Consider the following 13,184-nt stretch of genomic DNA (forward strand, 5'->3'; position numbering starts at 1 on the left):
CGGCAACGATCGAAGCCGAAGCGCCAATCGTGATCAACAGCGCAAGCAAAGCACGCAACAACGCCGGCGTCATGTCGGCTCTCCGCTGCGTACGAACGCGAGCAGCATGTTATCCGACGGATCACCTTGCTGGAGCAGTCGTAGTCCCGTGTGAGGGAACCCTGTGGCCGCGATGCGCTCGATCCAGTCGTCGACGCTGCCGAAATGGCGCAGTTCCTTCTGGTTCGTTTCCCACGATTCACCAAGCCCGGCATTGAAGACAACATGCGCGAGGGATACAAACGCATCCATCTGGGACGTTTTCACGTCGTGATCGCGCACGATGAAGTAACCTCCCGGGCGTGTGATCTTCGCGATCGATTCGAGAAACGGTGTGAGCTTCGATGGCGTCATGTGATGCAGCCCGATAAAGCAACTCACGAGGTCCGCGCTCTGGGGCAGCAGGGAGATTGGTAAGTAATCCTGAAGTGATGCGAAGCTGCCGATCTTGCTGAGTTGTCCGCGCTCGACGATGTCGACAGGACTCGTCCCTGCTGGTACATCGTGCGAGTGCATGGCGCACCGAAATATTGACGACGTTTACGCTGTGGCGCGCCAGCACCGTGCCCATCGCTTTCGCGAACTCGCTGACGGCGGCGACAGGTACAAAGTACTCCTGCAACACGTACGAGAAATTGAGGGCATCTTATTGTGTGATCCCGTTTTTTATAATCGGCTTCGTGATCAGGTGAACGCTCGCCTTAGTTCTACGAATGAATCGGCGTGTCCTTCCCGAAGCTTCATTTGGCATGACTACTCGAAATCCGACTATCCGATGATCAGGAGCGGTCCAAGGGAGTTTCCCATGCATCGCGAATAGTGACCAACGGCTTGACGCAGTACGAGTCTCTGTAATTTCTTGCGAAATTACAGTCATGTCTTCAGAAACTCAAGCTTTTGTTGCAAACCACCGATAGATTGTCGAAAAAGTAGAAGTCCGGTGCGGTAATCAAACGAGCCTCACCGCATTCTGCTGGATTTGCCTGCTTCTGGAACACCCAGAACCGCGCATCGGCCTGGGTGTCGAGCCAAAAACTCCTGTTTCCGGTCGAACTTGATTCACTCTGCCATAAGCGATACTCTTAAATGGTTCGTGATCGTCGAATGCTAGCCAACCCGGAGATAACCGTTTCGTGAAGCGAGCGTGGGCTTTCTCCTGCATCCTCACCTTGAGCGCGATCCTCGGCGGATGCGGCAAGGACGGATCGCCAAAAGCTACTCAGGATACGGGCGCATCCGCGAGTCCGGCGCCGGTTCAGCTCGCGAGCGACACGCCCGCTGCATCGGGCGCGCTGGCCGCCGTCACTAAGGCGAAGTTGCCAGGGGAAGCAGCCGACACATTGCGTCTGATCAAAGCGGGCGGCCCTTTCCCTTTTGGCGAGGACGGTGTCCTGTTCCGCAACAGCGCGGCATTGCTACCGCAGCATCCGCGCGGCTATTACCACGCATACACAGTTCGCACGCCTGGCTCGGCGGATCGCGGGCAGCGCCGCATCGTATGTGGTGGGCCGCGCAGGCAGACAAGTGAGTGTTACTACACCGACGATTACTACGCCAGTTTCAAGCGCATTGCAGAATGACTTGAGTCGGTTAAAAGCGCCCCGGGCCTTCCGTCTTCTGCCGCCTATTCCCATGAAAAAAACCTCATGAACTGGCTGGCCGATATCGTTCTGGTTTTGCACGCACTGGTCGTACTGTTCATCCTGGGCGGATTGATTGCGATCTGGGCAGGTGCATGGTTCAAACGCGACTGGATCCGCAACCGCATGTTCCGGCTCGTGCATCTCGTAGCGATAGGCGTCGTCGCGATTCTCGCTGTTTCTGACATACCGTGCCCGCTGACGGTCCTGGAGGACTGGCTTCGTACCGGACGCGTCGGCCCCCAAGGCTTTGTGCAGCGTTGGGTAAGCTACTGGCTCTACTACAATTTGCCCAGTTGGGTGTTCGCGACGGCCTACGCAGCGTTCCTGTTGATCGTGACGGTCACGTGGTTTGGTATCCCTCCGCGTTCGTGACGGGATCACATATCGCCCACGAGGCAAAAACCCAGTGGCACGCAACTCCATTGCATACACTCAGATTGCGCGCAGGGCTTTCGAGTTATGCCATCGCAATGGCCTCCGCGATTTCACTTGCGCGTCTGAATCCCGTCTCGTTTCAATCGTAAGGGGAATCGTCATGGCGACTTATGTGGTTCTTTCCCAATTCACGGACCAGGGCATCCGTAACATCAAAAACAGCCCGCAGCGGGCCAGTCAAGCGGCGGAGTTAGCCAAGTCCTTTGGCTGTGAAATGAAAGAGATCTACTGGACGTTGGGCGAATATGACATCGTCACAGTCATCGAAGCACCCGATGAGCAAAGCTTCATGTCATTCGGCTATGCGCTCTGCTCTGCAGGCAACATCCGTACACAAACACTGCGCGCGTTTACGAAAGATGAATGCGCCTCGATTATCGGCAAACTCCCATAACACATGCCACGCATCCGCAAGCGAACCACAGGAGGATGGCAATGAAATATATGATTAGCTGGTTCGAACGCCCACAGGGTTCGCCTGCAGAATACGAGAATGCCCAGAAGCGAATCCGTAGCTCGGAGTTAGCACATCCATGACGAGGGCGGCGATCGGGTTAAAAGGCCCGGAAACAGATCCAACGAAACATATGGTGGCGTCGGCCGCGACAAGGGCATTGATCATGTCAAGCGAGTGGAAGCGCCGCGTCAGGCTGTTTATCCAGCGTTTCTGGCAGCCGACCAGCGCGTGCATGACCTGCATGCCGGGGAGCTGGGGCAATATCATGAGCCTTGTCCACTGGACGATCGCATGCCGGACAGGTCTGCTCACTGGACTCCTTGCCGTACTTCTGACTTTCACACCTGCGGCGAAACTCTACGGAAATCGATACGGCAATGCGCTGATCGTCGGCATCCTGACTACTTTAGGCGACGCCTACTCGCACAAGAGTCACTATCGCATCCCCTATGTCGAACACGTCGTGACGGGTGTCATTTCAGGTCTCTTGACGCTGGCTGCCTCATATCTCTTCGAAGACCGCGCGCGTCGCATTCGAGATGCATGGGCGCGGGTTTTCGGATAGCTTATCCGTTGACTTTCCGAACCTTCTCAATCGAAACGAACGAGGCTTGCGAGTTTGGTTAGGCATCGTCTAACTTCCGCCGTTCGACATTGTGCCGGCTGGTCGCACGAACGGGTTTGGTCCAGATAAGAGCACGGGGCACGGGGGTTGCTGCATTCATGATCAAGCAGGCGGACACCGTCTGCGTCTACATTCCAGTTCAATCAAGGAGGGACGGATCATGAATAAGGCAACCAGCATGTTAATCGCGGCTGTCGCCGCACTCACGCTGTCGGGCGGGGCTTATGCACAGGCGGCCGGAGGCTCGAACGGCAGCGGTTCGTCTGGAAGCACGGCTAGCCCGTCGAACCAGGTTAACGGTACAACGAGCGGCTACGGCACGCCAGGCACCACCAACTCGGATAGCGGCATGGCCGCGAAGGCGCCGAACTCGGGCCTGCCAAGTGGCAATACTTCGACGCCTGGCACCAGCGCTCCCAAGACCAACAACACACTAGCGACCCCGAGCACAGTGTCGCCGGCCGCCGGCCAATAACGACAGTAAGGATGACAACTAGCCGCGAATAAGTACAAGCGTAAAGCGAACAACGCTTTAGTCGGACAGGGCGCGAGAGTAGTTGCGATCGGCGCTCAGTTTCGCGGCTAGCAGGCGCTAGTTAATACGGCCGACCTACCCGGTCCGAGTAAGAAAGACCGCTGTCCTCGCGGACTTATACCCGAAAGGTACAAAGTTGAGAGGTCAGTCCGCTGATTACGAGGGCAGTACAGGCTTACCTGTGCATTGACGATGTATGTATCGATACGTCGCAACGCGTAGAGACTCAAAAGACCGGTGTCGCCACCGGTCTTTTTTCGTCCGAGTTAGAACTCGTCGGGCGAGCCAGACTAAGAGCAAACGACTCCGTCCGAACCCACTCTCTCTTATCTTGGTAAGGGCAGCCGATTCGATTCCTTGATAGTTTGCATGATCAGTGCGCTACGGACTTCGCGTACATGCGGCAGCCCTGCTATCACCTTGCGCATGAACAGCGCAAACGAATCCAGATCGCGCTCTACAACCCGCAGCAAATAGTCTTCCTGACCGGACAGGATGTGGCAGGACAGCACCTGTTCGATTGGCTCTACGGCGCGTTCGAACTCCAACGTCTGCCGCTCGTGATGCGAGGTGAGCTTGACGAACAGGAATGAGTCGATGCCGAAGCCTAGTGCCCGGCGGTTCAGATCCATGTGGTAGCCCGCAATCAGGCCTGTCTCCTCCAGACGCTTGACCCGACGCCAGCAGGGCGATACCGAACTGTTGGTCTTCTCCGCCAGCGTCGCCATGGATATCCGCGGATCGTCCTGTAGGCACGCAAGTATCGATCGATCGAGTGGTGAAAGGGTAGGCGGGTTCATCGAAGGCTCCTCGCACAGATTGAATTGCCTCTTCTCGCAGAGGCGGTATGTTTCTACATTTTAGTATGCCAAACAGGCAAAACATACCAGTTATCGTACGTTAAGCGATCGATTTGGGTAAATAACTTCACTTCTGTTTCGGCACAATGTCTGCACGCCGCCCAATGATTCAAATGAGGCGCCCCGTGAAAGCCGGCAGATGAAGTCAGCAGAAAGACTGGAATCCTGGCCCGCCACATTCGAACGAAGGCCGGTGTGGGTCAACAGTCCGATGCAATCCGAGTCAATAGAGATGGAGAGGAGACGATGCAGGATACTCAATTGAAGCGCGTGCTCAGTCCGCGCCAAGTCAGATTCATTGCGCTGGGTGCAGCGATCGGCGTGGGCCTGTTCCTGGGCTCCGCCAGCGCGATCAAGCTTGCCGGCCCCTCGGTGCTGATCGCGTATCTGTTTGCGGGCGGCATTATTTTCCTGATCATGCGTGCACTCGGTGAACTGGCCGTCGACAACCCAGTTTCAGGATCTTTCAGTACCTATGCTTCGCGGTGTCTCGGGCCGTTTGCGGGTTTCCTGACCGGCTGGAACTACTGGATCATGAACATCGGCGTCGGAATTGCTGAGATCACGGCGGTGGGGCTCTACATGAAGCTCTGGTTTCCCGATGTGCCTCAATGGATCTGGGCACTGGCCGCTGTGGGCATGATCGGCGCCCTCAACCTGATCACAGTCAAGTTGTATGGCGAACTCGAATTCCGGTTCGCTTTGGTCAAGGTCGCCACCATGGTGCTGCTGATCGCGGGAGGGACGGCCATGATCGTCACGGGGTGGGGCAACGGTGGCCACCCGATCAGCGTATCGAGCCTGTGGGCGCATGGGGGGTGGTTTCCGCATGGCGTCTCGGGCTTGCTCATGTCACTGCTGATTTCCGCCAACGGAGTGCCGGTGCGCGGTGCATTGCTTTCACTGGCATGCCTACTCGTCGGCGTGCTCTTGAACTATCTCGCACCTGAGTCGGTCTTCGGCTGGCTAATGGCGCTCCTGTCGTTCACCGCGATCTGGACCTGGGCGACCGTGCTCGTGACCCACTATCGTTTCCGGGTGCTGCGCAAGCAGCGCAATCAGCCCGCAGCTGCATCTCCGATGCTTGTGTGGCCGTTGAGTTCGTGGATCGCGCTGTTATTCCTGGCGTTTCTGATCTGCACTATGGCGGCCGATGGGCAAAGCCGCGTCTCCCTCTTCGCGGGCCTCGCCTGGATCGCATTTCTCGGTGTCATCTACAAGGCTACCGGTCTCGGGGCTTCACGCCTGCCTGTAGAAGACGCTCGAAGCCAGGCGTAAACCAATCGCGTCTGTGTGGCGCATATCTGCAGATTCAATCATGAAAGTAGACGTCATCGTATTAGGTGCAGGGATCGTGGGCGTGTGCACTGCGATTCATTTGCAGGATCGTGGCCAGCGTGTCGTGCTGGTCGATCGGCGCGAGCCGGGTGAAGAAACGAGTTTCGGCAATGCCGGTTTGATTCAGAGTGCGTCGATTGTTCCCTATGGTTTTCCGCGCGACCTTGGCACCGTGCTGCGCTATGCACGCAACGAGTCGACGAGCCTGCGCTATGACGCCAGGTCGCTGCTGTCGTTCGTCCCGTGGCTTGCACGCTATTGGTGGGAATCGTCGCCGGGGCGACTTGCGCAGGCGGGACGCGATATGTTGCCGCTGATCAGCACAAGCGTTAGCGAACACGAGCGGCTGATCGAGCGTGCCGGTCTGCAGGATCTTGTTCGGCCCAGCGGCTGGCTAGAGGCGTTTCGCACGCAGTCGATCTTCGACCGTGAGGCGAGCGTTGCTGGCGATCTGGCGCGCAAACATGGTTTGCATCTGCAGATCCTGGATGCTGATGAGTTGCGCGCAGCCGAGCCGAGCCTCGATAACGGCTACGTCGGGGCAATTCACTGGCTCGATCCGAAGACCATCAGCAATCCCGGCGAATTGACCAAAGGCTATGCACGGCTCTTCGTGAACGCGGGCGGCAGATTCGAACGTGGCGACGCGTTGACGCTCGCGCCGCTCGACGGTGGATGGTCCGTCCAGACCAATAGCGGGCCGTGCCGGGCCAGATCCGTCGTGCTTGCGCTCGGACCGTGGTCAGACAAGGTGTTTCGCAGACTCGGCTATCGCATTCCATTGATGCCAAAACGCGGGTATCACATGCACTACGCGCCTCGCGCGACGGAAACATTGAAGGTGCCCGTCATCGATATCGAGGAAGGCTATGCAATGGCGCCGATGGAACGCGGCCTGCGTCTGAGTACCGGTGTTGAGCTCGCGAGACGCGGTAAGTCGCCGACCCCGATTCAGCTCGAGCGCGCGGAGCGCAAGGCACGCCCGATCTTCGGGTTCGGCGAGCGTCTTGATGACACCCCATGGCTAGGCATGCGCCCCTGCACACCCGACATGCGGCCGGTCATCGGCCACGCATCACGTCATGACGGCCTGTGGTTCACGTTCGGGCATAACCACCACGGATTCACGCTTGGCCCGGGCAGCGGCCGTCTGCTGGCGGAAATGATGACAGGCACGACGCCGTTTGTGGATCCGCGACCGTTCCGGCCAGAGCGTTTCCGCTGGTAGCTGACGAGCCAGATTCACTCATGCATGGAGAGATGAACAAGGCGCCCATCTCCAGGAGTACACGTTCAGGCGGCTTGCACCCTGCGTATCCTCGATTGCAAGGTGCGCGCGTCGGCAACAGCGGGTCGATGAGTGATCACAGTTCGTCTATGAGTTCTTTAGTCATTGCTTCCTGTCAGACGAAACAAGACAGGAAGTTAGCACCGAGCGGAAAAAAAGCTAACAGAGCCTATGGGTAATTTCGCAACAGCTTCTTAAACGACAGAGAAAATGGAGAAACGGATGAAGAAACCTCACCTTATGGCATGTTCCGGTGCAACAGCGCTCGCACTCTTCGCGCCTAATGTATTTGCCCAGAGTTCAGTCACGCTGTACGGGATCGTCGATACGACGGTGCGTTACCTCACGAACGCGGACTCTAACAACAACGGCCTGGTCGCAATGGGCGAAGGTGTCGAGACCCCTAGCCGTTGGGGCTTGAAGGGCAGCGAAGATCTGGGCGGCGGCCTGTCGGCAGTCTTCAGGCTTGAGAACCAGTTCCAGCTGTGGTCGGGCAAGCTCGACAACACCTCCAACCAGTTGTTCCAGCGTCAGGCTTACGTCGGACTGTCGAGCAACCAGTATGGGACGCTGACCCTCGGTCGCCAGATGACGCCGTTCTTCGACATGATGGGCGGCAGCTTCGACCCATTGACGGTTGCCGACTTCTGGCAGGACAGCTGGGCGTATAACCCGGTCGGTCCGTTCCTGATCACGAACAGCGCGGTCAAGTACAGCGGCACGTTCGGCGGCCTGGAAGTCGAGGGCATGTACGGTTTCGGCGGCGTCGCGGGCAGCACGGGTGAAAACAGCATGTACGGCTTCACGGCCTCGTACACGGCGGGCCCGGTGTCGGCAGACATCGGCTTCCAGCAGAACGACGTGTCGGGCAAGAAGTTCAACATCGTGAACGTGAGCACCGTGTACTCCGTCACACCGACCATAAAGCTCCTCGGCGGTTGGCTGCATTCGCAGGACAACACCGGCACGGTCGATTTCGCCGAGCAGCAGGTCGGTGCGCCGACGCTCATAGCCGCGAATGCGAGCCCGAACCGCATCGACGATAACTTGTACGTCGGTTCGACCTGGCAGGCGACGGCCCCGCTGGCGTTGACGTTTGCGGGCTACTACGGTCACGCGCGCAACGCAGCCATGCTCGACGGTGGGCTCGGCGTCGGTATCAACTACTCAGCTACGCTGCTCGCCGAGTACTCGCTGTCCAAGCGCACCGAAGTGTATGGCTCGGTTGACTTAACCCGTGGCAACGGCGCGTACCTGCTGGATTACCCGGGCCGCAACAACCAGACCGGTGTCGCAGTCGGCCTGCGAAATATTTTTTGATGGCACCTGATATCTGACGGGCGGCAGTAGTGGAGTGGTCAGTTTGATGAACACTGGCAATACCTACCTTTTGTCGTACATTGAGATATTGATTTCAGTGAACAATTTCATTTCTTTTTCGACACGGTGGATACACATTGCCTCATGTTCCAAGCAAGCCATGCCGGAAAAGACTGTGTGGTGAAGCCGGCAAAGAAGGCTGGAATACCGGCCGGCAGAATTGTACGGAAGGCGGGTTAAATTGACAGTTCGACGAAGTTTGACGTCAATACAGAAGGAGGGGAGACGGTGTAGGAGACTCAAATGATCGCTGGATTTTACATCCGGATAAATAAGGATGTCTAAGTGAAAGGTTGATAAATTGACGGTGATTGCATACCGTCAAATGACGGACCGGTTCAAAATCTGAAGCAGTGACCAGACATACACAAATCAGGAGAATGATATGGCAGGAGAACTTCATAAATCGGCGGTTACAAGCGCTGCGCTTATACTTTGTACGTGCTTCACTGCCGCTGCCAACGCAGATACGACCGTCACGATCGGTCAGGTTGGGCCACTGACAGGTGGCATTGCTCGCCTCGGTAAAGACCAGGAGAACGGCGCCCTGCTAGCAGTTGAGGAAATCAATGCGAAGGGCCTGAGGATCGGCGGCCAGAAGATCACGCTGCAACTGGACGCGCAAGATGACGCAGCTGACCCGCGTACGGCTACGCAGGTTGCGCAGAAGCTCGTCGATGAAAGAGTCCTCGCAGTTGTCGGTCATGCTAACTCAGGCACGTCGATTCCTGCCTCGAAGATTTATAGCGATGCAGGCGTCGTGCAGATCTCGCCATCGGCAACCAACCCGGCGTACACGCAACAGGGCTTCAAGACGACATACCGGATGGTGGCTACCGATGCGCAGCAAGGGCCAGCGCTCGCGAACTTCGCGGCGAAGACCCTTCGCGCGAAGCGTGTCGCGATCGTCGACGACTCGACCGCTTACGGTCAGGGAGTTGCCAACGAGTTCGAGAAGACCGCCAGATCGCTCGGGCTGACCATACTGTCGCGTGATGCGACCAACGACAAGGCGATCGACTTCCATGCCATTCTGACAGAGATCAAGGCGGAAAATCCAGACGTCATCATGTACGGCGGCATGGATGCCACGGGAGGCCCGTTCGCGAAGCAGGCCATGCAGTTAGGCGTGCGCGCGCGGATTCTCGCGGGCGACGGCCTCTGTGAGGATAGTCTTCCGGACCTTGCTGGCGATGCCGCCGAAAATGTGGTGTGCTCTCAACCAGGCTTGGCACTCCAGAAGATGGACGGTGGTGCCACGTTCGCCGCGAAGTATGAGAGGCGTTTCGGCGTTCCTGTCCTGGACTATGCACCGTACGCGTATGACGCGGTGTACATCGTCGTCGACGCAATGAAGCGTGCGAATTCGACCGAATCGGCGAAGATTCTCGCCGCGATGCCGGGAACCGACTACAAGGGTGTGATTGGCGAAACCATGTTCGATTCGAGGGGCGATCTGAAGCACGGGGTGATCTCGCTGTACAACTTCAAGGCGGGCAAGAGATCGCTGCTCGACGTGGTGAAGATGTAGGTGCGGCGCCGCCTTGCTTGGATTGAAGACGGTGCGTCGCGGCAGAGGGACTTCGTATCCATCATCGATGCTCCGCTTGGGACCGAGTTCGGCTGAAAAAGGCCCACGCAGGGCGGCCCTTTCAAGATCAACATTCGCACTTGAGGAACATGCGAATGCAAGATTGACCATAGGCACGACCGATCCCTCATTTGCCTTGAGCCGAGTCACACTCACTCTGCACAATGGCGTCATACGCACTGCTCGAATGATCCGCGACACGGTAACTCACCACCTTTTCATCGCGGATGAAAACCTCGGTGAGCATGTTGCCAACTTGGCCGTTGTAACTGTTTTTCGCATTGACTATCAGGCACACGCGATAACCGAACACAGCAGGTGCCCCGAGTGCGGCACGCGTCCACCCCGTCGACGGTTCATTCAGATACTGCACAACGGCGCTTGAAGGTTCCTTGCGCGTTGTTTGCTGATAGGCATCGATTAAGGCCTTGTAGTCGTTAGGGTATGTGCCGTAGTTGGCTGGCTCCGGCGTGTTCTTGTCAGGCGCACCCGCACAACCGGTGAGCACGCCTGCGATTAATACGGCTGCACTCGCAGCACTCAGCTTCGTTTTCATCATTTCACCTGCGCGGACGGGTTGTTCATACGGTCTCTTATCTCTCGTCTGTAATTTTTGTGGCGACAGTATAGCGAGACCAATAGGACGAGTGCAGGTAGTCAAGTAAGGCATCGTCCAGAACAGCCCATCCACCCAAAGCTAGCCAAGTCTGTTGTAAGCATTTCGCCGGACGATGCTCGGGCCTTAACCTCGTGATGCCGTTCGTCGTACCCCGGCATCAATTTAGCAAGCCGAACACGGCAACTCCGTTCGTCGCACCTACATACACCTTCCCGTCCGCGATCATGGGTGTGATGAACTTGTTGCCCGGCCCGAACTGGTCTCGCGTGCCAGCCTGGTTGCTGTTATACAACTCGTTCGCGAGGTTGGTGGCATCGTACGCATGGAGTGCGGCGACCGTGCCGTTTTCTGCCGCCCACACAATGCCGTTACTCGTGCCGTTCGCCGAAACGGCCGGTGTGGCGCCGGGGTAGGGAAAAGCCGTCGGGCTATGCGAAGACGGTGTGGTGGCGAGCATTGCGTTGGTCACAGGCAGCGCCTTGAGCGTGTCGGTCTGTCCGCCGTAATAGACAACGTTATTAAAATACGCCGGCGAACCCCAGATGCCGCCGGCGAGGACGCCAGTCAGCTCCTGCCAGATGGTGTTGGTGGTCGGATTCCACTTACCCATGTTGTCGCGATCGACAACGTAGATCTTGTTGTCCTTGCCGGCTCCAACCGCCAGATGTTTGACTGTGCCAGCCGATGTGGTCTGGTCGGGCAGCAGCATCGCTCCTCCGGAGCCGAAGTCGTTATCGTTAGCGGCTTGGGTCACGACGTCGAACATCGCAAAGTAATCGGTCACGGCCGGCGTCGCGGTGGCCGTGAGTTTGATGAATGCGTCACCATAATCGCCATCGACTGGAAATCCCTGCGCGTTGAGCGTCGTACCGAAGGTACCGTTGCCGTCGATATAGTAGATTGATGTCCCATCCGATGCCATTCCCGAGCCGGCCATCCAGATCGATCCCTGGCTGCCGTTCGGGGTAACGGGAAGCACGCCGGTTTGCTTTAACGTATCCGCGCTGTAGGCCATTAGCCAGCCGTTGTAGGCGCCGGACATGCAATGGGCGGTCCAGCCCATATAGATGGTGCCGTTAACTAACGTCAGCGCAGCGCGCTCGGTGTGCAGGGCAGGCGTGAAAGTCAGGACACCATTCGCACCTTCCGCTCCGCTGCCTGGGTAGGTCGCGGCGATCTCGGTGGGCCCGCCGAACAGTTCGGCTCCCGTAGCGAGATCGATCGCATGGAGGCGATGATGGACGTTGCCGCTTGCATCCGTCGTCATGGCGACCGCATATAGTGCGCCATTCGGGCCGCGCGAACGGTCGATGACCGGCGTCGACGTGATACCGATCTCCGGCGTGAGGTCGGTGCATCCGGGGTCTGGGCTCGAGGTTTCCCCCGCACCCGCCAGCGATATCTGCCATAACGCCGCGCCGTTGTCGGCGTCGTAGGCATAGACGCTGTCGTGCTCTGTCACCACGTAGACGACATTGTGTACGGCTGTGCCCATCGTGAGGTTCGTCACGAATAGCGGCTGACCGTCGACTTTGCCATCGGCTGGCAGGAAACGCAGCTTCCCAAAGGTCGTCGAGTTGACATTCGCCAGCGTGAGCGTCGTTTCCGCAAGCATCTGACCGGTTCGTGCGAGGTCGTTGTGATGCATCAGCACGTCTGTTGCGTAGGCTTGCACCGTCGTTGGCGTCGAGCCGGTAGTCGTTCCAGCCGGCGGGGACGTGCTCGGCGTGGGCGTCGTTGTCGAGGGCGCAGAAGGGGCCGGCGCGGGCGCCGGTGTGGTGCTGACGGTGCCGGGGCTGCTCCCTGAACCGCCGCACGAGCCGATGCCGATAGCAATCAGCATTCCTACACATATTGCGAATAGGTTGCGCCGGAAGGTCGGAGAGAAAGCAGATCCTGGTTGAGGGGATTTCATGGCGATTCTCCGACAGCTATTGAGCAGTCCACAATACGCTATTCACACCGCTTTCAAGCGCCAATTGCTCGCCAAAGCCGGGCATGGAAATACGGCATGCAGTACTCTGCAAATAGCAAAAAAAGCGCCTGATGCCGGGGATACTTCTCGCTCTTTCGCAGCTGACAATTTTGCGGAGTCGACTACGGACGCGCCGCTGCCAAGGTCGAAGGTCCGATGAATACTGAGCCTGAAAAAAGACTTAAACCATCGCAGCAAATGTGGGAAAAAATGTGGCTATGCAGCATCGGCTTGTCCGCGATCGACCGTGCGCGACTCCTCTGCTTCAACTCGATTCAGGATGCGACAGATCACCAGTTTCTGAATGAAAATGGCGATCGCAAATAGTGGCTCACCAAACCGCGCAATGGGCGTCTGAGCCGATCGATTGTTCGGTTGGTGAGGGCGTTCTGCCTGCAG

15 protein-coding genes are annotated in these 13,184 nt (G+C 57.7%); 10 read left to right on the plus strand and 5 right to left on the minus strand.

The genetic code is table 11. The annotated features are described in order from the left end of the window. Positions 1-69: 69 nt before the first annotated feature. Positions 70-555 (minus strand): class I SAM-dependent methyltransferase, encoded by a 486-nt coding sequence (locus WCA85_RS10130; protein ID WP_424063386.1) that lies wholly within the window; start codon positions 553-555, stop codon positions 70-72. Between the two features lie 617 nt (positions 556-1,172). Between WCA85_RS10130 and WCA85_RS10135 the strand changes: the two genes are divergently transcribed. The 3 genes from WCA85_RS10135 to WCA85_RS10145 all read left to right on the plus strand — a co-directional run bounded on the left by WCA85_RS10135 (position 1,173) and on the right by WCA85_RS10145 (position 2,511). Next, positions 1,173-1,619 (plus strand): ribonuclease domain-containing protein, encoded by a 447-nt coding sequence (locus WCA85_RS10135; protein WP_424063387.1) that lies wholly within the window; start codon positions 1,173-1,175, stop codon positions 1,617-1,619. Between the two features lie 66 nt (positions 1,620-1,685). Further along, the gene (locus tag WCA85_RS10140; protein ID WP_424063389.1) at positions 1,686-2,054 is read left to right on the plus strand and encodes a DUF2784 domain-containing protein; all 369 of its coding nucleotides are present in this window, start codon (positions 1,686-1,688) and stop codon (positions 2,052-2,054) included. A 163-nt stretch (positions 2,055-2,217) separates the two neighbouring features. After that, positions 2,218-2,511 carry a GYD domain-containing protein gene (locus WCA85_RS10145; RefSeq protein WP_424063391.1) on the plus strand — a complete coding sequence of 98 codons (294 nt, stop codon included), beginning with the start codon at positions 2,218-2,220 and terminating at the stop codon, positions 2,509-2,511. A 54-nt stretch (positions 2,512-2,565) separates the two neighbouring features. Here WCA85_RS10145 and WCA85_RS10150 read toward each other — a convergent pair whose 3' ends face one another. Further along, positions 2,566-2,841 (minus strand): hypothetical protein, encoded by a 276-nt coding sequence (locus WCA85_RS10150; RefSeq protein ID WP_424063451.1) that lies wholly within the window; start codon positions 2,839-2,841, stop codon positions 2,566-2,568. Here WCA85_RS10150 and WCA85_RS10155 point away from each other — a divergent pair. Beyond that, on the plus strand, positions 2,738-3,139 hold the full coding sequence (locus WCA85_RS10155) for a hypothetical protein (RefSeq protein WP_424063393.1): 402 nt from the start codon (positions 2,738-2,740) through the stop codon (positions 3,137-3,139). The genes WCA85_RS10150 and WCA85_RS10155 overlap by 104 nt on opposite strands. A 220-nt stretch (positions 3,140-3,359) precedes the next feature. Further along, on the plus strand, positions 3,360-3,674 hold the full coding sequence (locus WCA85_RS10160; RefSeq protein WP_424063395.1) for a hypothetical protein: 315 nt from the start codon (positions 3,360-3,362) through the stop codon (positions 3,672-3,674). Positions 3,675-4,060: 386 nt separating this feature from the next. On the opposite strand, the gene WCA85_RS10165 is transcribed toward WCA85_RS10160, so the two are convergent. Continuing rightward, positions 4,061-4,534 (minus strand): Lrp/AsnC family transcriptional regulator, encoded by a 474-nt coding sequence (locus tag WCA85_RS10165; RefSeq protein WP_424063396.1) that lies wholly within the window; start codon positions 4,532-4,534, stop codon positions 4,061-4,063. Between the two features lie 306 nt (positions 4,535-4,840). On the opposite strand from WCA85_RS10165, the gene WCA85_RS10170 reads away from it, so the two are divergent. The 4 genes from WCA85_RS10170 (at position 4,841) to WCA85_RS10185 (ending at position 10,131) form a co-directional block, all read left to right on the plus strand. Continuing rightward, positions 4,841-5,872 (plus strand): amino acid permease, encoded by a 1,032-nt coding sequence (locus WCA85_RS10170; RefSeq protein WP_424063397.1) that lies wholly within the window; start codon positions 4,841-4,843, stop codon positions 5,870-5,872. A 40-nt stretch (positions 5,873-5,912) separates the two neighbouring features. Continuing rightward, complete coding sequence (locus WCA85_RS10175) at positions 5,913-7,160, plus strand: NAD(P)/FAD-dependent oxidoreductase (RefSeq protein WP_424063399.1); 1,248 nt, start codon at positions 5,913-5,915, stop codon at positions 7,158-7,160. Between the two features lie 282 nt (positions 7,161-7,442). After that, entirely contained in the window at positions 7,443-8,540 is a 1,098-nt protein-coding gene (locus tag WCA85_RS10180) for a porin (protein WP_424063400.1), read from the plus strand. Positions 8,541-8,985: 445 nt separating this feature from the next. Continuing rightward, positions 8,986-10,131, plus strand: coding sequence for a branched-chain amino acid ABC transporter substrate-binding protein (locus tag WCA85_RS10185; protein WP_424063401.1), 1,146 nt, complete (start codon positions 8,986-8,988; stop codon positions 10,129-10,131). A gap of 187 nt (positions 10,132-10,318) precedes the next feature. On the opposite strand, the gene WCA85_RS10190 is transcribed toward WCA85_RS10185, so the two are convergent. Together WCA85_RS10190 and WCA85_RS10195 are read right to left on the minus strand one after the other, a co-directional pair. After that, a complete protein-coding gene (locus tag WCA85_RS10190) occupies positions 10,319-10,747 on the minus strand; it encodes a hypothetical protein (protein WP_424063403.1) in 429 nt (142 codons plus the stop codon). A gap of 220 nt (positions 10,748-10,967) precedes the next feature. Then, positions 10,968-12,653 carry a pyrrolo-quinoline quinone gene (locus tag WCA85_RS10195; protein WP_424063404.1) on the minus strand — a complete coding sequence of 562 codons (1,686 nt, stop codon included), beginning with the start codon at positions 12,651-12,653 and terminating at the stop codon, positions 10,968-10,970. A gap of 288 nt (positions 12,654-12,941) precedes the next feature. Between WCA85_RS10195 and WCA85_RS10200 the strand changes: the two genes are divergently transcribed. After that, complete coding sequence (locus tag WCA85_RS10200) at positions 12,942-13,112, plus strand: hypothetical protein (RefSeq protein WP_424063405.1); 171 nt, start codon at positions 12,942-12,944, stop codon at positions 13,110-13,112. Positions 13,113-13,184 lie beyond the last annotated feature (72 nt).

This window comes from Paraburkholderia sp. (assembly GCF_049581445.1).
Lineage (GTDB): Bacteria > Pseudomonadota > Gammaproteobacteria > Burkholderiales > Burkholderiaceae > Paraburkholderia.